The sequence below is a fragment of the Ensifer sp. GW101-20A05 genome (genome assembly GCF_059424735.1).
In genome coordinates this window covers 101,108-127,285 of record NZ_JBWKZT010000016.1, presented here as the reverse complement: position 1 = coordinate 127,285, position 26,178 = coordinate 101,108, and the positions used below count along the sequence as shown (strand labels likewise).

Below are 26,178 nucleotides of genomic sequence, written 5' to 3'. Positions count from 1 at the left end.
GCGAGACTGTCCGCGATTTAGTGAAACGACTGTCCGGGATTTACCGGAATCGCTGTCCCGTTAATCCGAAATCCGCAGCTAAGGAACAGGCCGTAGCCACCGAACCGCCCGCCCTCTGTAACGATCATGCCGTCAGCGCCGCCCTCGGGTATCTCGATCTCGGCCGTGATCGTATAGGACTTGTTCAAGATGCTTGGGGCAGCACTGGGCGGCACGCCGCTCAGTTGACCCGAATAGGTAAATTCAGTTCGCCCGGCTGTAAGGTTCGGGCGCGGCGTGTTCCAGCGGGCAAGCGTCGAATTGTCCAGTGGCAGCACGTTGTACTTCTTCGCCTCGGAGTAGAAGAGGTCCTGCATCTGCTTGAGCTTCTCGGGCATCTTGCTAGCAAGATCGTTGAACTGGGTGGGATCATCGTCGACGTTGTAGAGCTCCCAGTTATAGCCGGATATGACGTCAGGCGGCGTCGCGGTACTCAGTTCCCATGGGCGGGTCGCCGGCGTTGTCGCCGCCACCCAGCCATTGTCGTAGATGGCGCGATTGCCGAGCATCTCGAAGTATTGCGTCGTGTGTCGGGTGGGGACGTTGGCGTTTGCCTTGTCCCACGTATACTTCATGCTCACCCCCTCAACCGACTTCTGCACGATGCCGTTGATTGTCTCCGGCGCGGGAATGCCGGTCGCCTCGAGGATGGTGGGCACGATGTCGATGACGTGATGGAACTGGCGGCGGATGCCGCCGACATCATTGATATGGCCGGGCCAGGACATCGCCACCCCTTGCGAGGTTCCGCCAAAGTGCGACGGCACCTGCTTCACCCACTTGAAGGGCGTGTCCATCGCCCATGCCCAGCCTGCAGCAAAGTGGGGGAAAGTCCGCTCCGATCCCCAGAACGGATACTAGGGCAATTGGTCCTTCACCGGCACTGGGATGCCATTGAAGGTAGTGAATTCGTTCGGCGTGCCGTTGAGCATGCCTTCGGCACTCGCCCCGTTGTCGCCACCGATATAAATGATCAGGGTATTGTCGAGTTCACCGAGATCTTCGACGGCCTGAATGACCCGGCCGATCTCGTTGTCGGCATAGGCGAGGTAAGCGCCGTAGACATCCGCCTGCTTGATGAAGAGCTTTTTCTCCTCAAGGCTTAGCTTATCCCACTCCGGCAGCTCTTTCGGCCACGGCGTCAGCTGAGCGTTCTCGGGCATGATACCGAGCCGCTTCTGGTTGGCGAAGATCGTTTCGCGCAGCTTGTTCCACCCCTCGTCGAAGAGGTGCATGTCGCCGATCTTCTTCACCCATTCCGGGGTGGGGTGATGCGGTGCATGCGTGGCACCCGGTACGTAGTAGACCAGCCAGGGCTTGTCGGGTGCAATCTCCTTCAATTGCTTCATGTACTGGATGGCCTCATCGGCCATGGCGGTTTCCAGGTTCCAGCTCGGATTGCCTTCAAAGGGGTAGATGGCCGTCGTGTTGCGGTAAAGGTTCGGTTGCCATTGGCTGGCGTCACCGCCCACAAAGCCGTAGAAATATTCAAAGCCCATTCCGTTCGGCCATTGATTGAACGGCCCAGCCTGGCTCGACTGATAGGAAGGTGTGTTGTGATTCTTGCCAAACCACGACGTCGCGTAGCCATTCTCCTTGAGGATCGTGCCAATGGTGCCCTTCTCAATCGGTATGATCGAGTCGTAGCCTGGATATCCGGTAGCGATCTCGCCCACCACGCCGGCACCAACCGAATGATGGTTTCGCCCCGTGATCAACGCTGCCCTTGATGGGGAACAGAGCGACGTCGAGTGGAAATTCGTGAAGCGTAGGCCCTGGTTGGCGATGCGATCCATCGCAGGCGTGGGAATGACGCCGCCGAAGGTGCTTGGTGCCCCAAATCCCTGGTCATCCGTCATGATCAGCAACACGTTCGGCGCGCCTTTTGGCGGCGTGACGCGCGGAGCCCACCAAGGCTGAGATTCCGAGGCCTTCTCCTTAATCACCCCACCGAAATTCGGCGTGGGGGGCGGAAGCTGCTTGCCGTCCAGCGTGATCGTTGCTCCAGGTGCCCCAGTTACCGTCTGCGCGAATGCCGCCGCACAGCCAAACCCGGTCAACGCCGTGAAACCCAGCGCAGCAACCACGCCACGAGAAATGCTTTTTATTCCATAGCGACGCATGAAACCCCTCCTCTTGGCCAAGCGGAGCAGCGTCTACCAAGAAGTACGAACCAATGTCCGCTCGTTCAGCCACAACGGTCGGAAACCAGAAGGCGCCAGGCCAGAAGAAACAGGAGCAATCGTTGGCAGCGCTTCCATGCCGGGACGCTTGCAACCCTGAGAGGGTGCCTGATTACCGAGCACCTGCATAGCAAAATACCGCATGATACGCATGCCATCGGCGGCAAAGGTCCGCTTAGGGGTCGTCATTGAATTCCCTGTGGCCCAACCGCTTCTCGGAAGTAGGTTCTGAGGTCCTATGAGCAGCCTACATGCTATCGATATCGCGAATATGGGCGACGACTGCAGGTGAAGACGTCACTATGCCTCGTGCTTTGTTTCCGATTTGTGCGTCTCTAGATGGTTAACGGGCGGGAACCCAGCCCGCAAGGTTTGAAGCTGCCGCAGCGCAGCGCCTTCAGGCGTTCTAGGTTTGAGAGGCAGGACCAAACTGCGAAGAACGGCCACGGCCCGGGGATGCCGGGCAGGTCGAGCTCCCCGCGGGGATCAAAGATGAAATTTGCGCCGACGGTAAGATCGCGCACGGTGCGGGACGCGATGATGTCACCTGGCCCGGCACGAGCGGCGAACCCGGCAGCAAGCTTTAGGACCGGACCTGAATAGACATCGCCGCGCTTCTCGCACTCGCCGATGTGAATGGCTGCGCGAATATCTAGACCGATGCGATGCAGATTGTTGAGAAGGTCGAATGCACAGTTGATCGCTTGCGTGGGCTGCCTGAACATGGCGACAAGCGCGGCCTCCCCAAGTTCAATCTTCTGACCACCGGCGGTGCGAAGCTGTCGAAGGGCCTCAGTCTGCCAGTTTTCCACCTTGCCGGGGTCTTGCATGGCGCCCTGAACTTCGACACGCAAAACCGTTAGCAAGGCGCTCTCAATTGGAGCGGACGGAACGGCGGCCACTAAGAACCCCTGGATCTCGTCCATCAGCCGGTCAGAATCTGCGCCCCAGATGATATGATCGTCGCCAGGCAACTCAACATATTTCGAGCCGGGAATGCGGTCTGCCAGATAACGGCCCTCCTCAGGTCGGACCCAGCGGTCGCCGCTTCTTTGTGTAATCAGCGTCGGAACGCGGATCGCCGGCAGGATGTCGCGCGCATCGATCTCTACGCTCCAGCGCCATAAGGAGATCGCATCGGCGGGGGAGGCCGAATTGCGCAGGTAAGCTGCGAACCACTCCCGTTCCGCTGTGTCGTCGACGAGACTCGGCGCTGCGCGGCTGAGGTCTGCCGGTTGGCCCCATTCTCGCTCGATCGCAAGCAGTCCTCCTCAAGTTGCTCCCGGGTTCGTCCCCAGGGATAGTCTGGCGACCAGAGATTGGCGGCCGATCTGAGATCGGTCGAGATGGTCGGCCCTCTCGCATGATTAGTTCTGTGGCCAGCGAACGCTATCGCTTAGACCGCCCGAACGTTTTCGGCTCGGGATTTGCCGGTTTTGCGGTCCTGACCAATCTCGTAACTGACCTTTTGCCCGTCGCGAAGAAGCGTTCCCCCGTCGACGGCTGACACATGGACGAACACGTCTGTTCCGCCGTTCTCTGGAGAGATGAATCCGTAACCCTTCTCCTGATTGAAAAACTTCACGGTACCGATGGCCATAGACGTCCTCGTCAACTGAGCAGGTCTCACATTATCGCTGAGCCTATTCAATGAGCGATCTTGCGGCAACTACGGACGATAACGACCGCCTTTCCGTCGAGAACTTTACTCAGAGGGGTCTCTGGCGGACAAACGGGCATCACACCGATCCAGCCCATCGGCGCACATTCGCTCACATCCGCCGACAAGGGCGCGTCGGAGCCTGGATAGCGGGAAGGTCGCCTTGAATCTCGTCACCAAGGCTTTGCGTTCGAGTTCCCCATATCTCCGGCATGCCCTACATTCGACAACGATGATCTTGCCCTTGAGGGACCGCAGCGTGGCGACGTCACGCAGCGCGACCGCCGCGGGGTTCGTCAAGGGAAGTGAATTCGTGCAGGCCGGCGGTTCGATAGCCTTCGAAGCCGGCAATATCCGTTCATTATCATCCATCGGTCTCGCCAACAGCTGTGGTCGTTTGCTCCACCGCCATCATGCGCTCCGGCTGCCTGGTGCGAACACGCAGTATCGGTGGATGGACTGTCAGCGATCCATAACGACCCGTTTGATAGGATTTTGGTCGCCCAATCGAACGTGGAGGGTGTCACGCTGTTGACCGTCAACGACTGGTCGGGACAGTATCCGGTCCCCATTCGCTGTATGCCAGTAACTCGAAATCTTCTGCTTGCTCACACAGGGCGAGCCAGTGTTGACGAAATCCGGCGTGTCCATGTTTCCCTCGTCTGCGCGTGGCGTGGCAGTTTCCAAAAGGTTCCTTTACCTTTGCGATTGCACCGAGCTGGACGCGCGGCGCGATTTTGCGCCCGCGGCGTTAAGGCCCAGACGTTCTGCTTAGCGGCTCGTCGATGCTTGGCCGCGGGACCAGCATCGCTTCAGCGCATGGCACAACGTTCTGAACGAAGCCTATGTGAAGGCACGCTACTCCAAACACTTTGAAATCACCGAGGAAGCGCTTGCCTGGCTTCTCGAGCGGACGGGCCATCTCCTCAGTCTCGTCGAGACGATCGGTCAGGAGCGGCTGACCGAACTGGCTCGGGCAGCGGACGCCACCTGAGCCCTCGTCTTGGTCGGGATTGATGTTCGGGTCGATGGTTCGACCGCGTCTACACGATCATGCAAAGCATCGTCACTCCCGACAATCTTCTCTTCAGGGTAGGCCGCTTACATCGGCAATCGCAACCGCGATCGGCTTCGGGAAATTCAGCGCCGCAAGGAGGCAGGCGGGTGAGAGTCCGCAGTCCCGCCATTTAACTGCGCGCCGGCCCGATTCGTTTTTCTGGTGGTACTGATAGCGCGCCACCACAGGCGCTGGACCCATCCGTCAATTTGGCTCTTCCTCCAGAAATATTTTCAGCCGCGTGCGGCCAGCGACAGCAGGTCGCGGCGCCCTTGAGGCGTCGGGCCTTGCCGTTGCATGAAGCCCACAGAAAGGCGGCAATCGACCACGAACCCCGGCTCGAAACGGGGCGTTGGAAGGGAGTTGTTAACCTTCATTTCCTATCGCTTAGAAGGCCCCGCGGCGATCTCTCTAGCTCTTCCAGGACCCATGCGTATTCCCAGGACAAACTTCTCACAGGCTGCTTTGCATGATGCAAACCAGGCGGATTATTTCGATGGACCGCAGGATGATGCGTTGAGCGGTATGCCCACCCATGAGGCGGAACCCGCCGATCCCTATCAGTTGTACGAGGCGCCGGAGGCGCCCCGCCGACCGGCAAACCAGCAGGTCGAAACTATGAGCCGTGCGACCCGCCTCTACGGGCAGGGTTCCGCCTACGCTCCTGCACAGGTGACGTCGACGATGAGCGAACCCTTGCCGACCCTTTCGGACATTGCCGGCCACTACGGCGATTCCACCTGGGAGAGCCATTTCTTCCTGGCGCCGAATGTCCGCTTTACCCGCACGCCCGAACGTGAATTCATGAAGCGGCGGGCGCCGCAGGTGGACGAAAGCGAAACGGCAGCCGCAGTCGAAGAGGCAACCGTCGCGGTGGCGGCGGAACCTGCTCCGGTCTTGGTAGAAACTGTCGAGCCCGTCGTGTCTGCTTCGGTCGAGCCGGCGCAGATGGAAGCATCAGCCCCTGCCTCTGAAGACGCGCCGCAGGTCGAGGTCACGCTGCCATCCTATAGCCCGTCCGAACTGTTGCGCATGCTCACCAACCAGTTGCCGACGTGGACTGCGGCGCAAAACACGATCGAGCCGGCGATGCTCGATCGCGTCGAGGCCGATGACGCTGTCGCGCTTGCACCGGTTCTCACGACGCCGATCGCCGTATCCCAGCCGGTCGCAGAGGCGCAGCCAGCAGCCGGCACGCCGGCCGATCCGGGTGCCCAGCATTCGGTCTTCCTGTCGGATTTTGCTTTCTTCGAGTTGGGTCCGGCCGATGATATCGACCTTGTCGGCGAAGATGCCGCGCGTCCGCAGCCCTTTCTCGAGACCGCCGCACCGGCACCGATGACGCCCCTCGTCGCTCCTACTGCCGTTGCTCCCGTTGCGGTCACTCCGCCAGCGCCCGTACGCCCCATCGAAATCCGTCGCATGCCGCCGACGGCGATCACCTCGCTGTTCCGTGTCGTCGACGTCCGCGGCGCAAAGGCAGAGACTGTCGCGGTTTCGCATGAGCCCGCTTCCGCGGCGGCGGAAGCTCCGGCCGTCGTGCCGACGCATGCTGCCGTTGCCGATGCGCCTGCAGCCACGGCTGCGGCTGAACCGGAAATCATCGAGGCCGAGCCGGTCGAGGTCGAGCAGCCGGCGCCCGTCGCATCGAAGGCGGCGATCACCATGCCGGCGCAGGTCACGCGTGCGCCGAACACAATGCCGGCAATCGGGGTGGTTGAACGCACATTTGCGGGGGTCGCCTACGAATTCCCCTCCGAGGACCTTTTGCAGGAAGCACCTGTCGGCCAGGGCTTCTTCATGACCCAGGAGCAACTGGAACAGAATGCCGGCCTGCTTGAAAGCGTGCTGGAAGACTTCGGCGTCAAGGGCGAGATCATCCACGTCCGCCCGGGGCCGGTCGTGACCCTCTACGAGTTCGAGCCGGCACCCGGCGTGAAATCGTCGCGGGTCATCAACCTTGCAGATGATATCGCCCGCTCCATGTCGGCGCTTTCGGCCCGCGTCGCGGTTGTGCCCGGCCGCAACGTCATCGGCATCGAACTGCCGAACGCGACCCGCGAGACCGTCTATTTCCGCGAGCTAATCGAATCCGTCGATTTCCGCAAGACCGGCTACAAGCTGGCGCTGTGCCTGGGCAAGACAATCGGCGGCGAGCCTGTGATTGCCGAGCTCGCAAAGATGCCGCATCTGCTCGTTGCCGGCACCACCGGTTCGGGCAAGTCGGTGGCGATCAACACCATGATCCTGTCGCTGCTCTACCGGTTGAAGCCGGAAGAGTGCCGCCTGATCATGGTCGATCCGAAGATGCTCGAACTTTCCGTCTATGACGGCATCCCGCACCTGCTCACGCCTGTCGTTACCGATCCGAAGAAGGCGGTAATGGCGCTGAAATGGGCCGTGCGCGAGATGGAGGACCGCTACCGCAAGATGTCGCGGCTCGGCGTTCGCAACATCGACGGCTACAACCAGCGCGCAGCCGCCGCCCGCGAAAAGGGCGAGCCCGTGATGTGCACCGTCCAGGCCGGCTTCGAGAAGGGCACCGGCGAGCCGCTGTTCGAGCAGCAGGAAATGGACCTGGCGCCGATGCCCTATATCGTCGTCATCGTCGACGAGATGGCCGACCTGATGATGGTCGCGGGCAAGGAGATCGAAGGCGCGATCCAGCGGCTGGCGCAGATGGCGCGCGCCGCCGGTATCCACCTGATCATGGCGACGCAGCGTCCGTCGGTCGACGTCATCACCGGCACGATCAAAGCGAACTTTCCGACCCGCATCTCCTTCCAGGTGACGTCCAAGATCGACAGCCGCACGATCCTCGGCGAACAGGGCGCCGAGCAGCTGCTCGGACAGGGCGACATGCTGCACATGCAGGGCGGCGGACGCATCGCCCGCGTGCATGGTCCGTTCGTTTCCGACCTGGAAGTCGAACACGTGGTCGCACATCTGAAGACGCAGGGGCGCCCGGAATATCTCGAAACCGTCACGGCGGAAGAAGAGGAAGAGGAACCGCAGGAAGAGACGCCGGTGTTCGACAAGAGCGCACTTGCGTCGGAAGACGGCAACGAACTTTACGACCAGGCGGTCAAGGTGGTGCTGCGCGACAAGAAGTGCTCGACTTCCTACATCCAGCGCCGCCTCGGCGTCGGCTACAACCGGGCGGCTTCGCTGGTCGAGCGCATGGAAAAGGAAGGCCTCGTCGGCCCGGCGAACCATGTCGGCAAGCGCGAGATCATCTACGGCAACCGCGATCACATGAGCGTACCCGAAAACGACGACATGGATTGATATCGGCGCGCCGCCGCAAGAATATGGGTTTCAAGCCGCCGCTGACAGGTTGTTGGCGGCGGCTTTTCTATCTTTGGCTTGGTGGTAGCGTCACAGCCGCCAGGAGTGGTTGTGACCGGTGTCGCGCATGGGATGATCTGATCGGTGCAAGCAGTAGCGCGTCGCCGCAATGAGACAACGATCTGGCGAAGCCTTGTGCTTGCTCTCCTCATTCATGCCCTCGCCGTGTTGGCGCTCCTCCTTCTCCCGCCGCCTCGGCGACCCGTTCCCACCCCGGATGAGGCGATCACGTTCAGATACTGGAATTGCCGCGTGCTTCGCCCGGATGTCGTGCAGCCAGTGCTTGAGCTACAGACTGCATCGCCGGCGGCGCAGCCAGTGCCAGAGACGGAGCCGGCCGTGGAAACAGCCACCCCACCGCCGGAATGCTCGCCCGGTCATTCAAGCAAAACAGTTCTTTTCGGCGGCGATACTCGCCGATCCACGCAGCTGGCAGGCGCTGGAAGGGCTCTCGCAGCTTGCAGCCGATGAGCAGATCGTCCAGCTCTGCAATCTCGAGGCCATAGCGAGTTCATCGCTGGAAGGCGAACTTCAAACCGGACACTCTCGTCGCCTACGCAATGGCCAAGATCAGGCTGTCCGGGCGGAAACTCAGCGCCGATGGGGCGGCCTTTCGCAGCAGGGGACGCTGGTTCAACATCAAGTTTGGCTGCGCTGTCGCGCCGGATATCAAAAGCGTCGTCGCCTTCGAATTTCAGGTTGGTGATGAAATTCCGGAAAGCGAGTGGGAAGCGCGTTTCCTTTCCACTGACGCCAAAGCCCAGTGACGAGGGCAACGGTCGGAACCCGGTTCGTTCGGGCGCACCTTGGCGAATTATCCCACCGAAAGCTGGCGGTGGAGGCGGATCACGCCGAGGCTGTTCAGCCCTTAGCGTGGCCCGCGCGGCAGCAGTGCTTGAGCTGCTTCCCGGATCCGCAGGGGCACGGGTCGTTGCCGCGCAGTTGCAGCTTGCCGACCAGCGGCAAAAGCGCCGCGGAGGGAAGAATGCCTGCCATCAGGATTGCCAATCTGGCGGAAATTCCCGGAATGACCAGCCGCCGGCGGGCCTTGAAGCCGCGCCAGGCGCAATCTGCCACATATTCCGGACTGGCTTTTGGCAAAGCTTTGAACAGGGCAGCCCTGTTGGCGCCGGATTTTTCGAGGAATTCGGTCGACACCGGCCCCGGCGCGACGCAGGTCACCGTTACGCCTGTCCTCCGCGTCTCCTGGTACAACGCCTCGGAAAAGGAACGCACGAACGCCTTGCTCGCGTAATACATTGCCATGTACGGGCCGGGGGTGAAGCTGGCCACAGAGGCGAGGTTGATAACGCCGCCACGGCCTCGCTCTACCATGCCCGGCAACAGGTGCAATGTCAGGTCAGCGAGGGCACGGATATTGACGTCGATCATTCCAACCTGGTCGGCAATCGGCAAAGCGGTTGCCGCGCCACGCAGGCCATAGCCGGCGCTGTTGACGAGGACGTCGCAGACGAGGTTTTCCCGCGCGAGGAACTCTTCGAGAACCGTCTTCGCATCGTCGGCGGTGAGATCGACTGGTAGGGAGAATGCCTCGCCGCCCGCCTGCTTGATGGAGGATTCCACCGCGTGCAGCCCCCCAAGTGATCGTGCGACCAATACGGCAGGTGCACCATCTCGCGCGGCAAGTTCGGCAATGGCTCTGCCTATGCCTCGGGACGCTCCGACTACAACAATCGCGAGTCGTGGTTTTTGATCCGATGTCATGCTGACGGTTCCGACGCCGTGCTTGGCAGGATTTGAGCCGCGGAAAGGCCCGCCACCTCTTCAGCGATCTCCCCGTTCAGTATTTCCTCGAAACGAGCCAATGCGCGCGCGACATTGGCGCCGTCCATGACGCGGTGGTCGTAGTGAATTCGTACGGTGACCGATCCGTCTTCGCCGATCGGGCCATAGTTGAAGATCGTCGTGAGCGGCGTCAGCGGATTGAGCGACTCGGCACCCAGGCCGGAATAGACCGACAACTGGAAAGTCCCGAATCGGTGGCCCCGCTGACGTCCCATGTTGAGGCCGAGCCACATCAACAGCCTCCGCAGCGGCGCCGGCAAGCGCGCAATCTTCAGCGCACGCCGGAATTCCCTGATCTCAAGAACGGGACGGGATCGAGCCTCCTGAAGCAGGGCGCTCAACTCGGGGATCGACCGCTGCTCGGGTGTCTTGATCGTACTGAGAAGCACAACCCGTTCACCTTCGTGTTCGCGCTCGTGCGCCACGGACGCGACGCTTCCCGGGTACTCATAGAGTTGCGATCTTGGCAGCTTGACATAGGCCCGGCGGAGCTCCGGTGTCTCCTTGGAAAGTAGCCCGTACCCCTTGAGGAACAGCACTGTCCAGGAGGGGCGTTCCGACTGGCTCGTCCTGGCGCGCTGCAACGCGCTGATATTCATCTGCCGTTGCACCGTCACCCGGGGCACGGCTATCGAAAACCTCATCAGGTCCCCGACAAGGCGTCGTGCCGCAGAAAGCTTGACCGCTCGGCCCCGCATCATGCCACCTCTAGTAAAGATAGGGTATAATGCGCTTGGTCCTGTCCATGTAGGCGCGATACTCAGGGCCGAAAAATTCCAGCATCAGGCGCTCCTCCTTGTCCACACGCAGGAAAAAAAGCACGGCGAAACCAGCGACGCCCAGGAGGCCCGCCACCCAGTTCGACAGCAGAAACATCTGGCCGATCGCCATGAGCAGGAAGCTTGTATACATCGGATGGCGCACGACGGCATACGGGCCCTTGCTGATCAGTTGATGCTTTTCGCGGATTTCCAGCGAGATCGACCAGTTTCGGCCGAGTTCCTTGTGGGTGCGACGGAACGTCCACAGAGCCAAAGCAAAGATGAGGCCCCCAAGCCCCACCATCCAGGCATGCGCGGGATAGTCCGCAAATGCGGGAATTCCTGTTGCAACGTAGAACCCAGGCAAAATCGCAAGGCCTAGTAAGGCGGCAGCCAAGCCAATCGTATCGGTCACCGAGCGGCGGCTGCTCATCACCCGCACACGCTTTGCACGACGCTCGAACGGGTAACGAACCACATACCAGGCAACGATGCCTATGACCCATACGATTTCGCCAATGGAAGCGACAGACATATTCACGTTGAATCACCTAAGCTTTTGTTGCGGCTTCTGATCGCCGTAACGGCAAAGGACGAGACTGCCATGCGCCGCTTCGATCTGACAAGGTGCTAAAGTTGAGGAGTGCGCGCCAAAGCTGATGGCGGCTCGCCCATAAGGGGCGCTGGTGGTAGTCAACGATGGCGCATCTGACCTTGGTCGCCTGATAGCCGGGAACCTGTGCCCTCGTCAGCCTACCCGCCATTCATCTCGCGTAGCCTTGTGATGAATTGCTGGGGCCTGAGCCAGATGCCCGGTGTCTTGTATCCCATGGAACGCGCGATATCGGCCACAAACGCGTTGCAGTTGTAGAGCGACGCATGCCAGAACTTGGCTTCGGCCTTGAGTTTTCGGATTTTGGCGACGACGTCTCTGTACTCCGGTTCGGTCAACATGACGCGCCAGCTCGCAGACCTGTATCGGTCCTCAAGGTCACCGTCGCTCACGCCCGTCTCGGCCGGGACGGGGAGAAGATGGCCCAGCACGTAGGGAGCGGTGTCGCTTGTTGCAGGAGCAAGTCCCGCCACTTCCGGATTGACCATCGCTCCCGACTTGGTCAGACGGCCAAAAACCACATAGGAATGGCCGTAACTGAGCGCATAACGCGAGCGGAATTCGATGAAGTAGCCCTGATCGCGCTGTTGCGATGGGCTGCCCGCAACGCTTGAGACATAGCGTGGCTGCGGGCCCTTGTCTTGCGATTGGCACGCCGTAACCGCCATGGCGGCTAAGACGACGAACGGAATACGACCTAATACACGCGTCATTACTGCGCCAAATCTCCCGAATTCCAATGGGCACTTGAACTTGCCGCCTGGGCTTATCGATCCACGCGCCACGACGCATGGCCAAGGCGGCCACGATCATTCAGGGCGGGGAGGACCGTGAGATCCTCCCCGAATTAGCGTCAGTCACTATTTGTAGACGGGCGCCGGTTCTTCGGCCACCGGTGGCGGGGCCTTGCCTTTGCCTTTGCCGATTGTTCCGCAAGCGGAGAGGCTGGCAACGGAAAGCAACGCAACTGTTACGATTAGAATTCTGCTCATCAATATTTCCTTCCCTCTGTGATCGGAATGGTTATTCGAAGGCAACATTCATAGTATTAGTGGCATTTCGAGATTCGGCCTAGTGCGGAAAGGGCACACTCGTCAGTCGGATTATCGTTACCAAACTTTGAAGATTTAAATGCATGTCGGCCTTACCCCAATACCGCACTCAGATAGAGTACATCATCAAATGATCAATACCGGAGTTCCAACTGGCGTCCGCGCGTAGAGATCAACGATATCGTCGTTCGTAAGTCGGATGCAGCCGTTGGAAACCGCCTGCCCTATGGTCCAAGGTGCGTTCGTGCCGTGGAGGCGGAACTTGGTATCCTGACCGTTGCGATAAAGGTATAGGGCCGACGCCCCCAACGGGTTGTGGGGACCGCCGGAAACTCCACCGGCGTATTGCGCCAGCTCCGGCTTGCGTCTGATCATGCTTGCGGTCGGCGTCCATGACGGCCATTCGGCCTTTCGGCCGACAACGGCCTGGCCTTTGAGGGTAAGGCCCTCCTCTCCGACGCCTATTCCGTAGCGCATCGCCCATCCACCATCTTCGATCGAGTAGAGGTAGCGTTGCGTGGTGTCCACAACAATCGTTCCGGCTGGCTCGTTGCCGTCGTATCGGACGTGTTGTTTTCGGTAGCGGCGATCGACGCCGGGCGTTCCGCCATACAGGGATGGAAACGAAACGCGCGGCCAACTTGAACTGCACCCGGCCAACAGCCCAAGGCTGCCGATGACCAGGAATCTCCGTGTAATGCGGTGATTGTCCATCTTTACCTGCTGAGAAAAATGGTGCGCCCCGATTCGTTTTTTAGCATTACAATATTCTCTGTCCAAGTTCCAATGAACTACACCCGGCAACAGGATAGGTAATGACACTCCAGGTTTTTCACCCGCGTTCCGGGTGAATTGGACAGAAAGGACTGTATATCTGGAAAGAGGGCCTGGGTGCAGTGCATGAATCGGGTAAAAAATATCGCGATTCTTGTGTGTTGCTGCTGCTGTTTGATTGGAAGATCGGGGCTTCGAGTGCATTTCATGGAATGACTTGCGATGTCGCGCGCGCTGGATTGGTCGAAAGCTAAACGTTAGGAATGACAGTATGAATCTAGGCTTCGCTGGGAAGGTTGCGCTTGTGACGGGCGCCGGTTCCGGAATTGGCGCAGCCGTGTGCCGGCAACTCGCTGCTGAGGGAGCGGAAGTAGTTGCTGCGGATGTTGACGCTGCCGCCGTGCGCCTGGTTGCCGAAGAAATTCGCGCGAACGGGGGCAAGGCCCACGATGTCGCGGCCGATGTCGCCGATCCCGCCGCGGTGGAAAAGCTGGTGGCGTTCGCCGTGCAGACCTGTGGTGGTCTGCATCTGGCGGTCAACAACGCCGGCATCGAAGGCATCCGCAAGGCGACAGCCGACTATCCACTCGATGGCTGGCATGCATTGATGAACGTGAACTTGCATGGCGTTTTCTACTGTATGAAGTACGAGATCGCGGCCATGGTGGCGCAAGGTGGGGGCGCCATCGTCAACACGTCTTCCATTCTGGGCTCAGTCGCGCTGCCGACCGCTGCCGCCTATACGGCCGCCAAGCACGCAGTGGTTGGGCTGACGAAGGCGGCCGCGATCGAGTATGCCCGAGCTGGGGTTCGCATCAATGCCGTGGCGCCTGGCTGGATCGACACGCCGCTCTCTTCAGAGAATGCGGACGTGGCAAGCAGTAGACGCATGATGTCGCTGCAACCAATGGGACGTCGCGGTACGCCAGACGAGGTAGCGGCTCTGATCTGTTTCCTGTTGTCGGAGCAGGCGAGTTTCATCACCGGAAGCGTTCACCTCGTAGACGGCGCCTATACTGCTCACTGAGCTAGCTGCATCTCTCAATCGTTGAAAAATTGATGCCCCGCTGGTCAAGGCCGGTGCCGCTAGCGGCGACCGCGCCTTTTCTGCATGCGTATCATCCAAAATAAAAACGTTTTTATTTTCCTTGAAAACGTTTTTATTGGCTGCTACCTCTAATCTCCAGGAGAAGGCCGGGGCCTGGGAGGGTGCATGGCGACTGAGATCCACAGGGTGCGGCGCACACCGACGCCGACAATCAAGACCTTGGCCGAGATGACGGGCTATTCCATCGCCACGATCTCGAAGGCGCTGCGCGAATCTCCCGTGGTCGCCCCGGCGACAAGAGACATCATCTACAAGGCGGCACGCGAGGTCGGTTACCAAGCCAACGCGCGCGGGATGGCGCTTCGCACCGGCAAGAGTTTTCAAGCCGCCGTGCTGATGCCGGTCACTGCCGCGCGTGACTACGAGTGGGACGGCGTCGAGTACACCCAGACCTTGAGCGGCATCAGCCAGGCGCTCGATGGCACGGACTATCGCATGTCCGTGCATGTCATCCGCGATGCGGCCGATGGTGCTGAAGCCGCGCGCCGGATCGTCGATCAGGGGCTGGCCGATGGCCTGATCTTCTCTGGCATTCTCGCCGAAGACCCGCGCATCGATCTGCTCGTTGCCGAGCATTTCCCCTTCGTCTCGATGGGGCGCTGCCACAAGGATCTCGACTATGCCCATGTCGACATCGACAACGAATGGGCCGCCCATGCGGCGACCGCGCGACTGATCGCCGGTGGCCACCGTCGCATTGCGCTTGTCAATCCGGAGCGGCGGCTCTCGTACGCGATCGACAGGATCGACGGTTTTGTCCGGGCGTTCCGCGAGGCGGGTCTCGATGCGCCGGTGGAACTGATCGCCGAGGGCGACCTCTCGACCCATTTCGGCCGGAAGACGGTGATCGACTTCCTGCAGCTCGACGATGCCCCGACCGCTTTTGTCTGCATCAACGAATCCACAACGCTCGGCGTGCTCTCGGGACTTGGCAGCCTTGGCCGCCAGGTCGGCGTCGATGTCGACGTCATCGCCTATGACGACATCAATGTCAGCGCCTACTTCACGCCGCCGATCACCACCTTCTACCAGCCGATCGAGGTGCTCGGCCGCACGCTCGGACAGTTCCTGCTGCGCCGCATGGAGGGGGAGGACCCTGGGGCGTTGCGGCAGGTCTTCAGGCCGACGTTGATCGCGCGGCAGCCTGACAATCTCGGCGGCCGCCTGACCCAAAGCTAATTATCCAAGGAGGAGAACCATGAAAAAACTGATGATTGCCCTGGCTGTAGCAGCCCTTGCTTCGAGCGTGTCGCACGCTGCCGATCTCGGCGGCAAACTGCTGAAGGTCGGCTCCGACACGACCTCGCCGCCGATGGAGAGCATCGATCCGGCGACCGGACAGGTCGTCGGCTTCGATGTCGATGTGGTCAACGCCGTCTGCGCCAAGATCAACTGCCAGGCCGAATTCGTCACGACCGGCTGGGACGGCATCTTCGCAGCCCTCGACCAGGGCAGCTTCGACCTCGTCGCGTCGGGTGTCTCGATCACCGAGGAACGCAAGAAGGCGATGGATTTTTCCGACCCCTACATCGTCAACAGCCAGGCGGTGCTGATGCGCGTTGAAGACCAGGGCATCACGCTCGACCGCTTCAAGGACGCCGGCAGAAAGCTGTCCGCCCAGGCGAACACGACAGATGCCCAGGTTGCCGAGGGTGTCGTCGGCAAGGAGAACGTCGCCGCCTACGATACCTTCAGCGCCGCGATCATCGCGCTCAAGAACAAGGACGTCGACGGCGTCGTCATCAACGGCGCCAATGCGGCCGCCTACGAACGCGAATTCGCCGGGGAGCTCGTCGTCGCGATCAAGGACCTCGAATCCGACCCGCTCGGTCTCGTCTTCCGTAAGGGCGATGAAAACGTCGCGGCCTTCAATGAGGGCCTGAAGATGATCAAGGACGACGGCACGCTCGACCAGCTCGTCAACAAATACTGGGGCCTCAAGTAAGCTCACAATGCCGATCGGACCCGGAGCGCGTGCTCGCACTCCGGGTCTTCCGTCTGTCTACTATGCCCCCGGAGGAATGAATGTCGTTCCTGAGAAGCGTGCGTCCGAGCAATCTCATCATCCTGACCGCGCTGCCCTTCATCATCTATCTCTTCATTTCCTCCGGCGACTACCAACGCTCGCTGAGAGCGATCCTCGGCGTCGAGAACGGTTCGTCGGCCTTCGTGCCGGGCTTTCTGGCGCTGGCGATCGCGTTTGCGTCAGGGATCGCATTGCTCGTTTTCTCGCGCGCCAAGGCGCCGCGTCCGCGACTGGCCAATGTCGCAGCCGTGCTCAATCTTGCCGCGGCGGCCGTCCTCGTCATCGGCCACAACATCCATCCCTTCGTCGCATCCGTTGTTGCCAACGGCGTCGATCCGTTCAAGTCGACACTGATCGCCAAGGGCGTGACGCCACGGCAATTGACCGAGGCGGCCGATCTGATGGTGCGTGGCGTCGAAGCGTGGCTGTTCCCACTTTATTTCGCGGTTACCGTGATCGGCCTCGGCCTTTTCTTCCTGAGCAAACGTTCAGGCTCAGCGCCTGACGACCGGGTGCGGCGCCTTGCCCGCTGGATCCTCGGTATTGTCAACGGTGCGGGTCTGGTCTTCGTCTTCTTCTTCGCCCATATCGCATTTGCCGCGGGCGTCGCGACCACCATCCGTGCGGCGATCGCGGCCTACATTCTGGCAGCGCTCATGGGTCTCGTCTGGGTCGGGCTGTTGCAGCTCCGGTCCACGGTCAGGACCAGCCTCTACTTCGCCATTGCCACGCTGGTGCTGGCGCTGGCCGCCGGCTGGTTCCTGCTACAGCCGCGAGATCCTTATGTGCTCGCCGGCACGCTTGACGGTAAGGTAGGCATCGTCACCAACACGCCGGCGGGCCTGATCAGCGCCGTGCGTTTCGGCCAGTATGACGGCGCGCCGCAATCGGAGACCCCGGTGCGCACCTTTGTCGGCCCGACCGAGGCACTTGCCTCGATCGCCAAGGGCGAAGGCGTTTCGGCGGCATTGCTGCCGGCAGCCTCCGCACCAGCCGACATGCCCGTGCTCTGGAAGACCGAAGCACTGAACGATCGCGATCGGGCAGCGGGTGTCACCGTTGCCGTGCTTGCCATCATTCTTGGCCTGCTCACCTTCGGCGGCTACCTGCATCAGCGCCATCCGCTGGCGATCGGTTCGGAATTCATCGTGGATACGATCCGCGGCATCCCCATGCTGGTGATCGTGCTCTATGTCGGCCTGCCCTTGAGCGGCGCGCTCAAGGATGCGACCCAAGGCGTGCTCGACCCGCCGAACCTGATGCGCGGCATCGTCGCCATGGCGCTTGCCTACTCGGCCTATCTCGCCGAAATCTTCCGCTCAGGCATCAATGCCATTCCCGTCGGTCAGGTCGAGGCGGCGCGCAGCATCGGCCTCAACCGCTGGCAGACGGCACGCCTCGTCGTGCTGCCGCAGGCCTTCCGCATCATCATTCCGCCGCTCGGCAACGAACTGATCGCGATCCTCAAGGACACGTCGCTGCTGTCGATCCTGTCGATCCGCGACATCACCCAACGCATGCGCGAGTTCCAGTCGGCGAGCTTCCTGCCGTTCGCACCCTATAACTCGGCTGCAATCTTCTACATCTTCCTGACGCTGGCGGCGGCCAGCCTCGTCAACATGATCGAGCGGAAATATGACATCAAGCACCGCTAGACATCGCACCGTGCTGATTACAGGCGCTTCCCGCGGGCTCGGGGCAGAACTGGCGCGGATCTATGCCGAGGACGGCTGGCGCGTTCTCGGCTGTGCGCGGGGGTCCATTCCGCGCACGGACGAAACGGATCGGTTTCACCTGGATGTCGCCGACCCCGCCTCGATCGAGGCTGTTGGACGGGCGCTTCAGGGCGTGGCGATCGACGTGCTGATCAACAATGCCGCCGTGCGCGGCGACACGGGCGGCCTTCCAACGCTTGAGACGGACGACTTTCTCACTGTCATGCGCGTCAACGCGCTGGCGCCGCTTCTGGTGACGCGGGCGCTTCTTGCCAGCCTTAAGGATGGAGAGCGTCGGGTCGTCGCCAATATCAGCAGCCGCGCCGGCTCACTCGCCGAAGGCACGCTTGACGACGATGACGGCGACTATGCCTATCGCTGCTCTAAGGCGGCGCTGAACATGGCGACGGTCAAGCTCGCGCAGGATCTGAAGGGCGACGGGATTTCCGTGCTCTCTCTGCACCCCGGCTGGGTGCAGACGGATATGGGCGGCAGCGACGCCGTCGTTTCGGTCGCGGCCAGCGCGACCGGACTGAAGGCGATCATCGACAAGGCAGATATGGCCGCTAGCGGCAGTTTCCGCGCCTATGACGGGCGGCAGGTTTCGTGGTGACAGGACAAAGAAAATGGCAGAGAGAGATTTGAGAACCGCGCAGGAACTGGCGACCATCCGTGCCTGGCTACGTGAGACCTACGGCATCGAGGCAAGCCTTTCGCCACTGCCGGGCGAACACGATCTCAACTACCGGGTTTCGGCCAGCGATGGCCGCGAGTTTCTGCTGAAGCTGCACGCGGCCGGCGATGCCGACGAGCTCGACATGCAGGTGGCGGTGCTGGAACATCTCGCCGCCAAGGCATCCGATCTGTCGGTCTCACGCGCGTTTCGCGATCGTTCCGACGCCGTCACCAGCAGGATCGAGCTTCGCGGCCCGCGCACCGCGCGTCTCCTCTCGTGGCTTCCCGGCGATATATGGGCGAAGGCGCCGTTGCGAGACGCGGCGAGCGCGGAAAGCCTCGGCCGTCTGCTCGGCGCGCTCGACCGCAACCTCGAAGATTTTGCCCATGCCGGCGCCAAGCGTCTCTATGCCTGGGACATCGGCCGGGCGGACATGCACCGCAAGCACGTGGAACTGATCGGCGATGCCCACAAGCGCGACGCGGTGGATGCGATCCTCGACCGCTTCGCCTCGGTAGTGCTGCCGCGCCTGGCGACCTGCCCGATGCAGGTCATTCACAACGACGCCAACGACTACAACGTACTGCTCGACAGCCAGGGCCAGGTCAGCGGCCTGCTCAACTTCGGCGACATGGTCGAGACCTGGCGCGTGATCGAAATCGCCGTCGCGTCGGCCTACGCGCTGATTGGATCCGCAGATCCGGTCGGGACCATTGCGGCACTCGCGGGAGCCTATCATCACGTCAATCCGCTGAGTGAAACCGAAGTCGAACTGGTCTTCGATCTCGTGCTCACACGCTACGCCGTCAGCATGTGCATGGCGGCCAAGCAGATCCGCGACAATCCTGAAAACACCTATCTACTCGTCAGCCAGGAGGATGTCTGGCGCGAATTGAACCGCCTCCAAGGCGAGAACCGTTCGATCGCCATCGCGCGCATCCGCGATGCCTGCGGTTTGGCACCGATTGCGCATGCGGCCGCGGTCGTCCGTTGGCTCGAGAAGAACGCGCACGATTTTGCGCCGATCGTACGTCCTGACGTCGCCAAGCCGAAGGTCGCAGTGTTCGACTTCTCCGCATCCGGCCCGGAGGCCCCGCAATGGGCGAGCCTTGATGCAGCAGAAGCCGAAGCGCGCATAGCCGCGCAGATCGGCGGCGAGCGTGCGGACTTTGGCATCGGTCTTTATGGCGAAGACCGGGGCATCTATCAGGGTGAGGCTTATCAGACGTCGGTCGAAGGCGCGCGTCGCTCGGTACATCTCGGCGTCGACATCTTCGCGCCGGCGGGCGAGCCGGTTTCGGCACCCTTTGCCGGCAAGGTCGCCTTCATTCACGATGACGCCGTCCCCTACGGTTTCGGCCCGACCGTGCTGCTCGAGCATGAGATCGATGGTGGTGTCTGCTTCTGGACGCTCTACGGCCACCTTTCACGCGAAAACGTCGCCAAGCTCTCCGTGGGGCAGGCGATCGCCAAGGGCGAGGTCTTCGCCGCCTTCGGCGCGGCCGAGGAAAATGGCAACTGGGCGCCGCATCTGCATTTCCAGATCGTCACCGATCATCTCGGCCTCGGCGGTCAAATGCATGGCGTCGGCGTGCGCGACCAGTGGCAGGTGTGGCGCGAAGTGAGCCCGGACCCGAGCGCGGTGCTTGGCCTCTCCGTGCCAGTCTCGGTGATCGTGTCGCGCGACAAGGAATTCCTGGTGCGCGAGCGTCATCGCCGTATCGGCCGGTCGCTCAGTCTCGCCTATAGCTCAGCACCTCTGAAGATCGTTGGCGGCGAGGGCGCGCACCTGATCGATGAGGACGGCACGCGCTGGCTCGACATGGTCAACAATGTCTGCCACGTCGGCCATTGCCACCCGCGTGTCGTCAAGGCGGCGCAGACGCAGATGCGGCGGCTCAACACAAATTCGCGCTATCTGCACGATGCGCTGGTCGAATATTCCCGCCGGCTTGCGGCGCAGTTCCCGGAGCCCTTGGACGTCTGCTTCTTCGTCAATTCCGGCAGCGAAGCGAACGATCTCGCCATCCGCCTGGCGCGCGCCTACACCGGCAACCGCGACATCATCACCGTTGATCATGCCTATCACGGCCATCTGTCGAGCCTGATCGACGTCAGCCCCTACAAGTTTGCCGGCAAGGGCGGGGAAGGGCAGGCGGCGCATGTGAAGGTCGCCGAGATGCCCGACCTTTATCGCGGGCGTTACCGCTACGGTGATGAGCACGCGGGCAGGAAATATGCCGAGGACGTGCGCAACCAGGTGGCAGCACTTGCGGCCGATGGTCGTCGCCCTGCACTGTTCTTCAGCGAGGGCATTCTCGGAACCGGCGGGCAGCTATCGCTGCCGGAAGGCTATCTCCGGGAAGCCTATGCACATGTGCGCGCGGTCGGCGGTCTCTGCCTCGCCGACGAGGTGCAGGTCGGTTTTGGCCGTGTCGGCAGTCATATGTGGGCGCACGAGCTGCAGGGCGTCGTGCCTGACATCGTCACCATGGGCAAGCCGATCGGTAACGGCCACCCGATGGCGGCCGTCGTCACGACAGAGGCGATCGCGGCTTCCTTCGCCAACGGCATGGAGTACTTCAACACCTTCGGCGGCAATCCGGTTTCGGCCGAAATCGGCCTTGCCGTGCTCGACGTCATCCGCGACGAGCGGCTGATGCACCATTGCCGCGTCGTCGGCGACCGGCTGATGGACGGTGCGCGGGCGCTCGCCAGCAAACACGCGATCATCGGCGACGTCAGGGGCCATGGCCTCTTCAACGGCATCGAACTGGTGCGCGACCGCGAGACGCTGGAGCCGGCAGCCCGCGAACTCGATTTCGTCATTGCCGAGATGAAGCGCAAGCACCGAATCCTGCTCAGCAGCGAGGGGCCGCACCACAATGTGCTGAAGGTGAAGCCGCCAGCACCCTTCAGCGCCGAGGATTGCGACTGCTTCCTCAATGCGCTCGATGAAACGCTGGGGCGTCTAAGCGTCTGAGATAGAAAGCCAAAAACGGCCGCCTCCGGGCGGCCGTTTTGCCATTGCCTTCGGCCTTCAACAGCAAAATAGGATCGCTGCGATTTTCCGCTTTACAAGAAAGTTAAACGTTTTTATCGTGCATATAAACGTTTAACTAAGCGCAAAGCTCGTGCCGCTGGCCTCTGCTAAGCGCTTGCCGGCAGGGAGGGCCCGTTGGCAGCGATCCGTATCGAAAATTTGCGCAAAGGCTTTGGTTCGCTCGAAGTCTTGAAGGGTATCAACCTCGATATCGCCGACGGCGAGTTCGTGTGCTTCCTCGGCCCGTCCGGCTGCGGCAAGAGCACGCTGCTGCGCTCCATCGCCGGGCTCGAGGATCTTGATAGCGGCTCCATCCGCCTCGGCGAGCGCGACATCACCGATGTTTCCTCGGCCAAGCGCGACATCGCCATGGTCTTCCAGAACTATGCGCTCTACCCGCACATGAACGTGCGCAAGAACCTGTCCTTCGGCCTGGCGCTGAACGGCATGAAGCGCGACGAGATCGACCGCCGCGTCGACAATGCCGCCGACATCCTGCGCATCAAGGAGCTGCTTGCCCGCAAGCCGCGCCAGCTTTCCGGCGGTCAGCGCCAGCGCGTGGCGATCGGCCGCGCCATCGTGCGCGAGCCGAAGCTGTTCCTGCTCGACGAGCCGTTGTCGAACCTCGATGCCGGCTTGCGCGTCACCATGCGCGTCGAGCTTGCGGCACTGCATGAACGTCTCGGCGTGACGATGATCTACGTGACCCACGACCAGGTCGAGGCGATGACGCTGTCTGATCGTGTCGTGGTGCTCGACAAGGGCAAGGTCAGCCAGTTCGGTACGCCGCTCGAACTCTTCTACCAGCCGGCCAATCTGTTCGTTGCCGGCTTCATCGGTTCGCCGCGCATGAACTTCGTCACGACCGAAGTGACCGGGCAGGTCGATACATCGGTGACGCTCAACGGCGGCGGTCTCGCCCATCCGCTCAAGCTCGAGATGCTGGCCGCAGCCCCGATTGCCAAAGCCAAATCCGTCACGCTCGGCATTCGCCCCGACAAGATCGAGCTGGTCTCGGCCGAAGAAAGCCATCTCGTCGGCGACGTGCGCCTGGTCGAGCGGCTAGGCACCGAAAGCCACGTCCATATCAGCCTTGAGAACGGCGGCGACATGACCGCTGTCGTCCGCGGCACGCATCCGGTTTCCGCCCGCGAGCGCGTGCACCTGCGCCTGCCGGCAGAACATTGCCATCTGTTCGACGGCGACGGCCAGGCGGTCGCGCGCAGGCTCGATGCCGAGACGCAGGCGCTCATCAATCAGGAAAAGGCAAAGCGGGTCGCGTGACCCGAATGAGGAGGAGAAGCATGCTCAACAGGAAGTCGATCATCGGCTCGCTGATGGTTCTGGCAATGGCCGGAACCGCCACGGCCCGCGCGGAAGAGACCTTGCGCTTTGCGACCTGGGACACGGACGAAAGCCTGGCGATCCAGCAGGAAATCGCCAAGAAGTTCGAGGAAAAGCACCCGGGCGTGAAGGTGCAGGTCGAGCCCTATGCCGATGGTTACGATCAGAAGCTGATCGCCGCCTTCGGTGCCGGCAACCCGCCTGACGTCATGTATATGTGGAACTTCCCGCAGTATTACACGTCGCTGAAGCCGCTTGACGACCTGATCGCCAAGGACGCGGCCGAGCTCAAGCCCGACGATTTCCCCAAGGGCCTGATGAACACTGTTCGTGTCGAGGGCAAGACCTACGGCATGCCGTCGGGCTTCACTACTCAGGTTGTCTTCTACAACAAGGACATGTTCGCCAAGGCCGGCGTCGAGGAGCCGAAGGACGGCTGGACCTGGGACGACCTGCGCGCCAAGGCAGCCAAATTCCGCGACGAGCCGAACAAGGTCTATGGCTTTGCCGTCGACGCCAAGCCCGATCCCTATGACTTCGAGCAGTTCCTCTGGTCGAACGGTACCAAATACATCTCCGACGACGGCAAGAAGATCGACGGCTACATGAACAGCGATGCCGCCGCTCAGGTGCTCGACATGTTCGGCGACATGGCCAAGAAGCAGGAAGCGATCACGCTGAACCTCGGCGACGACACGTCAGGCAGCACGCTCTTTAAGGGCGGCAAGATCGCGATGTTCCAGAGCGCCATGTGGTCGAAGTCCGGCATCGATGCTTCCGGCGTCAAGTATGGCGTGGCACCACTGCCGAAGTTCGGCGACAAGACCGCGCATTCCGCGCTCGGCGTCTCGGCGATCTCGATCGCCAAGGACGCGGCCCATCCGAATCTCGCCTGGGAATTCGTCAAGTTCTTCTCTTCGCCGGAAGCCGTCGCCATGCGCGTCAACGACCTGCCGGTGCGCACCAGCGTGGCAGAAGAAAAGGGCATGACCAAAGACCCGATTTACAAGCCCTTCTTCGACATTCTCGCCACCTCGAACACCGAGACCCATGCGTTCCTGAAGAACGCCAACTGGGGCAAGGTCCAGGACAATCTCGCCCGCGCCATCGAAGCGACGATGATCGACCAGGGCAATGCCAAGCAGCATCTCGATGATGCGGTCAACCGCTCGAAGCGGCTGATGAAGTAAGAAAAGGGAGTACGGGGAGATGGATATGACCTATGCCGGTGCAGAGCCAAAGGTGGCAAGGCGCAAGCGCTCCGCCATCGCGCGCTATGCAGCACCCTATCTGTTCATCTCCCCGTGGGTTCTCGGGTTCCTGTTCTTCACGCTCGGCCCGCTCGTCTTCTCGCTGACGATGAGCTTCTACGACTGGCCGGTCGTCGGTGAACGCACGTTCGTCGGGCTCGAAAACTATCGTTCCATGCTGTTCGAGGACCCGCAGTTCTGGGAGAGCCTGTGGATCACGGTGAAGTTTGCGGCGATCTACGTGCCGTTCAACATCGTCATGTCGTTCCTTTTGGCGCTGATGCTGCATCACATCACCTTCGCGAGCGGCTTCTTCCGCACCGCCTTCTACCTGCCGAGCGTCATTTCCGGCGTCGCCTTGGTGACGATCTGGAGCTGGATCTACAGCAGGGAATACGGCCTTCTGAATTTCATGCTGTCCTTCGTCGGCATTGACGGTCCGAACTGGCTCGGCGATCCGAACCTTGCGATCGTCGCCATCATCATCGCCAGTCTCTGGGGCCTTGGCGGCACGATGCTGATCCTCTTGACCGGTCTCAAGGCGATCCCAAAGGAACTCTATGAGGCGGCGACTGTCTCGGGCGTTCCCGGCTGGGCGCAGATGGTGTTCATCACCCTGCCGATGCTTGGGCCGATGCTGCTCTTCACCTTCATCACCTCGATCATCTCCGCCTTCCAGCAGCTGACGATCGCGCTGCTTTTGACCAAGGGCGGACCGCTTGGCTCCACCTATTTCTTCGCCATGTACATCTACGACAACGCCTTCAAGTATTTCGACATGGGCTACGCCGCTGCCGGCTCCTGGGTGATGTTCATCATCGTGCTCATGCTCAGCCTCGGCGTCATGCGCTGGTCGGCCGCCTGGGTCTATTACGAAGGCGAAGTCCGCCAGAACGATGGAGAGAACAATGCGTAAGACGCTGCTCTATTCCGCGCTCATCCTGCTCTCGGCGCTGTTCATCGCGCCGTTCTACTGGACCTTCATGACGGCGATCAAAAGCACCGCCGAGCTCTACCAGTTCCCGCCGGTCTTCTGGCCGTCCGAATGGCATTGGGAGAACTTTGCCGCCGCCTGGAACAAGCAGCCCTTCGGCACCTATCTCACCAACTCGCTGATCGTGGTTGTGCTGTCGACGATCGGCCAGCTGATTTCGTCGTCACTGGTTGCCTATGGTTTTGCCCGCTTCCGCTTTCCCGGTCGCGATCCGCTGTTCATCCTGCTGCTGGCGACGATGATGATCCCGTGGGACGTGAAGATGATCCCGCTCTACATGGAGTTCAACCTGCTCGGCTGGATCAACACCCTGAAGCCCTTGATCGTGCCCGCCTATTTCGCCGACGCCTTCTTCGTCTTCCTGCTTCGCCAGTACATCATGACCGTGCCGATGGAGATCGACGAGGCCGCGCGCATGGACGGCGCCAACGCCTTCGACATCTATTGGCGCATCCATCTGCCGCTGATGATGCCGGCGCTGGTGCTGGTCGGCACCTTCCACTTCATGAATGCCTGGAACGACTATCTCGGCCCGTTGATCTTCCTCAACGACCAGTCGAAATACACGCTGACGCTCGGCCTTTCGATGTTCAAGGGCCTGCACGAGGTGGACGTGACCTCGATCGCCGCGATCACCGTCATTCTCTGCCTGCCGCCGCTCGCGCTCTTCTTCGTCGCCCAGCGCTACATCATGGATGGCGCGGTCGGCTCGTCGGTGAAGGGATAACG

General features: G+C 61.3%; 19 protein-coding genes and 3 pseudogenes. 13 read left to right on the top strand and 9 right to left on the bottom strand.

Annotated features, from left to right (window positions below; translation table 11 throughout):
- Positions 1-71: 71 nt before the first annotated feature.
- From AC070A_RS28720 to AC070A_RS28710, 3 genes and pseudogenes are all read right to left on the bottom strand, one after another.
- Positions 72-2,162, bottom strand: a pseudogene (locus tag AC070A_RS28720) (arylsulfatase); the annotation flags it as partial.
- 395 nt (positions 2,163-2,557) lie between these two features.
- Positions 2,558-3,148 (bottom strand): nucleotidyl cyclase domain-containing protein, encoded by a 591-nt coding sequence (locus tag AC070A_RS28715; protein WP_162764875.1) that lies wholly within the window; start codon positions 3,146-3,148, stop codon positions 2,558-2,560.
- A 470-nt stretch (positions 3,149-3,618) separates the two neighbouring features.
- Positions 3,619-3,822, bottom strand: coding sequence for a cold-shock protein (locus AC070A_RS28710; RefSeq protein ID WP_112995127.1), 204 nt, complete (start codon positions 3,820-3,822; stop codon positions 3,619-3,621).
- A gap of 835 nt (positions 3,823-4,657) precedes the next feature.
- On the opposite strand from AC070A_RS28710, the pseudogene AC070A_RS28705 reads away from it, so the two are divergent.
- From AC070A_RS28705 to AC070A_RS28695, 3 genes and pseudogenes are all read left to right on the top strand, one after another.
- Positions 4,658-4,876: pseudogene (locus tag AC070A_RS28705) on the top strand (HEPN domain-containing protein); the annotation flags it as partial.
- Positions 4,877-5,368: 492 nt separating this feature from the next.
- Positions 5,369-8,227 (top strand): DNA translocase FtsK, encoded by a 2,859-nt coding sequence (locus AC070A_RS28700; RefSeq protein WP_112995129.1) that lies wholly within the window; start codon positions 5,369-5,371, stop codon positions 8,225-8,227.
- A gap of 581 nt (positions 8,228-8,808) precedes the next feature.
- Positions 8,809-9,054, top strand: a pseudogene (locus AC070A_RS28695) (DUF930 domain-containing protein); the annotation flags it as partial.
- Between the two features lie 94 nt (positions 9,055-9,148).
- Here AC070A_RS28695 and AC070A_RS28690 read toward each other — a convergent pair.
- From AC070A_RS28690 to AC070A_RS28665, 6 genes are all read right to left on the bottom strand, one after another.
- A complete protein-coding gene (locus tag AC070A_RS28690; protein ID WP_112995131.1) occupies positions 9,149-10,012 on the bottom strand; it encodes an SDR family NAD(P)-dependent oxidoreductase in 864 nt (287 codons plus the stop codon).
- Positions 10,009-10,791, bottom strand: a complete 783-nt coding sequence (locus tag AC070A_RS28685) for a hypothetical protein (RefSeq protein ID WP_112995166.1) — start codon at positions 10,789-10,791, stop codon at positions 10,009-10,011. Before AC070A_RS28685 ends, AC070A_RS28690 begins: the two co-directional genes overlap by 4 nt.
- Positions 10,792-10,801: 10 nt before the next feature.
- Positions 10,802-11,389, bottom strand: coding sequence for a protein-S-isoprenylcysteine O-methyltransferase (locus tag AC070A_RS28680; RefSeq protein ID WP_057251731.1), 588 nt, complete (start codon positions 11,387-11,389; stop codon positions 10,802-10,804).
- A 218-nt stretch (positions 11,390-11,607) separates the two neighbouring features.
- Complete coding sequence (locus tag AC070A_RS28675; protein WP_113479789.1) at positions 11,608-12,180, bottom strand: hypothetical protein; 573 nt, start codon at positions 12,178-12,180, stop codon at positions 11,608-11,610.
- Between the two features lie 147 nt (positions 12,181-12,327).
- Positions 12,328-12,459 (bottom strand): ABC transporter, encoded by a 132-nt coding sequence (locus AC070A_RS28670; protein ID WP_082640836.1) that lies wholly within the window; start codon positions 12,457-12,459, stop codon positions 12,328-12,330.
- Positions 12,460-12,645: 186 nt separating this feature from the next.
- Positions 12,646-13,233, bottom strand: a complete 588-nt coding sequence (locus AC070A_RS28665) for a L,D-transpeptidase (protein ID WP_057251729.1) — start codon at positions 13,231-13,233, stop codon at positions 12,646-12,648.
- Positions 13,234-13,564: 331 nt separating this feature from the next.
- On the opposite strand from AC070A_RS28665, the gene AC070A_RS28660 reads away from it, so the two are divergent.
- The 10 genes from AC070A_RS28660 to AC070A_RS28615 all read left to right on the top strand — a co-directional run bounded on the left by AC070A_RS28660 (position 13,565) and on the right by AC070A_RS28615 (position 26,176).
- Positions 13,565-14,320, top strand: a complete 756-nt coding sequence (locus tag AC070A_RS28660; RefSeq protein WP_057251728.1) for an SDR family NAD(P)-dependent oxidoreductase — start codon at positions 13,565-13,567, stop codon at positions 14,318-14,320.
- Positions 14,321-14,506: 186 nt separating this feature from the next.
- Entirely contained in the window at positions 14,507-15,580 is a 1,074-nt protein-coding gene (locus AC070A_RS28655) for a LacI family DNA-binding transcriptional regulator (RefSeq protein WP_113479788.1), read from the top strand.
- A gap of 19 nt (positions 15,581-15,599) precedes the next feature.
- The gene (locus tag AC070A_RS28650) at positions 15,600-16,346 is read left to right on the top strand and encodes a transporter substrate-binding domain-containing protein (protein WP_057251726.1); all 747 of its coding nucleotides are present in this window, start codon (positions 15,600-15,602) and stop codon (positions 16,344-16,346) included.
- A gap of 80 nt (positions 16,347-16,426) precedes the next feature.
- Positions 16,427-18,082, top strand: coding sequence for an amino acid ABC transporter permease (locus AC070A_RS28645; RefSeq protein ID WP_112995137.1), 1,656 nt, complete (start codon positions 16,427-16,429; stop codon positions 18,080-18,082).
- Positions 18,083-18,092: 10 nt separating this feature from the next.
- Complete coding sequence (locus AC070A_RS28640) at positions 18,093-18,755, top strand: SDR family oxidoreductase (protein WP_162764876.1); 663 nt, start codon at positions 18,093-18,095, stop codon at positions 18,753-18,755.
- Positions 18,756-18,768: 13 nt separating this feature from the next.
- Positions 18,769-21,801: an aminotransferase class III-fold pyridoxal phosphate-dependent enzyme gene (locus tag AC070A_RS28635; RefSeq protein WP_492383731.1), complete on the top strand. Its 3,033-nt coding sequence runs from the start codon at positions 18,769-18,771 to the stop codon at positions 21,799-21,801.
- A gap of 195 nt (positions 21,802-21,996) precedes the next feature.
- Positions 21,997-23,145 (top strand): sn-glycerol-3-phosphate ABC transporter ATP-binding protein UgpC, encoded by a 1,149-nt coding sequence (locus AC070A_RS28630; protein WP_113479785.1) that lies wholly within the window; start codon positions 21,997-21,999, stop codon positions 23,143-23,145.
- Between the two features lie 20 nt (positions 23,146-23,165).
- Positions 23,166-24,395: an ABC transporter substrate-binding protein gene (locus AC070A_RS28625; RefSeq protein ID WP_113479784.1), complete on the top strand. Its 1,230-nt coding sequence runs from the start codon at positions 23,166-23,168 to the stop codon at positions 24,393-24,395.
- 19 nt (positions 24,396-24,414) lie between these two features.
- Complete coding sequence (locus tag AC070A_RS28620) at positions 24,415-25,371, top strand: carbohydrate ABC transporter permease (RefSeq protein ID WP_113479783.1); 957 nt, start codon at positions 24,415-24,417, stop codon at positions 25,369-25,371.
- Positions 25,364-26,176: a carbohydrate ABC transporter permease gene (locus AC070A_RS28615; RefSeq protein WP_058322613.1), complete on the top strand. Its 813-nt coding sequence runs from the start codon at positions 25,364-25,366 to the stop codon at positions 26,174-26,176. The genes AC070A_RS28620 and AC070A_RS28615 overlap by 8 nt, the downstream gene beginning before the upstream one ends.
- Positions 26,177-26,178 lie beyond the last annotated feature (2 nt).

Excerpts from the sequence above, each read along its gene's own strand:
- AC070A_RS28635 (WP_492383731.1), top strand. The coding sequence starts at position 18,769 with ATGGCAGAGAGAGATTTGAGAACCGCGCAGGAACTGGCGACCATCCGT.
- AC070A_RS28680 (WP_057251731.1), bottom strand. The coding sequence starts at position 11,389 with ATGTCTGTCGCTTCCATTGGCGAAATCGTATGGGTCATAGGCATCGTT.
- AC070A_RS28710 (WP_112995127.1), bottom strand. The coding sequence starts at position 3,822 with ATGGCCATCGGTACCGTGAAGTTTTTCAATCAGGAGAAGGGTTACGGA.
- AC070A_RS28650 (WP_057251726.1), top strand. The coding sequence starts at position 15,600 with ATGAAAAAACTGATGATTGCCCTGGCTGTAGCAGCCCTTGCTTCGAGC.
- AC070A_RS28660 (WP_057251728.1), top strand. The coding sequence starts at position 13,565 with ATGAATCTAGGCTTCGCTGGGAAGGTTGCGCTTGTGACGGGCGCCGGT.
- AC070A_RS28670 (WP_082640836.1), bottom strand. The coding sequence starts at position 12,459 with ATGAGCAGAATTCTAATCGTAACAGTTGCGTTGCTTTCCGTTGCCAGC.
- AC070A_RS28620 (WP_113479783.1), top strand. The coding sequence starts at position 24,415 with ATGGATATGACCTATGCCGGTGCAGAGCCAAAGGTGGCAAGGCGCAAG.
- AC070A_RS28685 (WP_112995166.1), bottom strand. The coding sequence starts at position 10,791 with ATGCGGGGCCGAGCGGTCAAGCTTTCTGCGGCACGACGCCTTGTCGGG.
- AC070A_RS28690 (WP_112995131.1), bottom strand. The coding sequence starts at position 10,012 with ATGACATCGGATCAAAAACCACGACTCGCGATTGTTGTAGTCGGAGCG.
- AC070A_RS28675 (WP_113479789.1), bottom strand. The coding sequence starts at position 12,180 with ATGACGCGTGTATTAGGTCGTATTCCGTTCGTCGTCTTAGCCGCCATG.
- AC070A_RS28645 (WP_112995137.1), top strand. The coding sequence starts at position 16,427 with ATGTCGTTCCTGAGAAGCGTGCGTCCGAGCAATCTCATCATCCTGACC.
- AC070A_RS28655 (WP_113479788.1), top strand. The coding sequence starts at position 14,507 with ATGGCGACTGAGATCCACAGGGTGCGGCGCACACCGACGCCGACAATC.
- AC070A_RS28715 (WP_162764875.1), bottom strand. The coding sequence starts at position 3,148 with ATGGACGAGATCCAGGGGTTCTTAGTGGCCGCCGTTCCGTCCGCTCCA.
- AC070A_RS28615 (WP_058322613.1), top strand. The coding sequence starts at position 25,364 with ATGCGTAAGACGCTGCTCTATTCCGCGCTCATCCTGCTCTCGGCGCTG.
- AC070A_RS28625 (WP_113479784.1), top strand. The coding sequence starts at position 23,166 with ATGCTCAACAGGAAGTCGATCATCGGCTCGCTGATGGTTCTGGCAATG.
- AC070A_RS28665 (WP_057251729.1), bottom strand. The coding sequence starts at position 13,233 with ATGGACAATCACCGCATTACACGGAGATTCCTGGTCATCGGCAGCCTT.
- AC070A_RS28700 (WP_112995129.1), top strand. The coding sequence starts at position 5,369 with ATGCGTATTCCCAGGACAAACTTCTCACAGGCTGCTTTGCATGATGCA.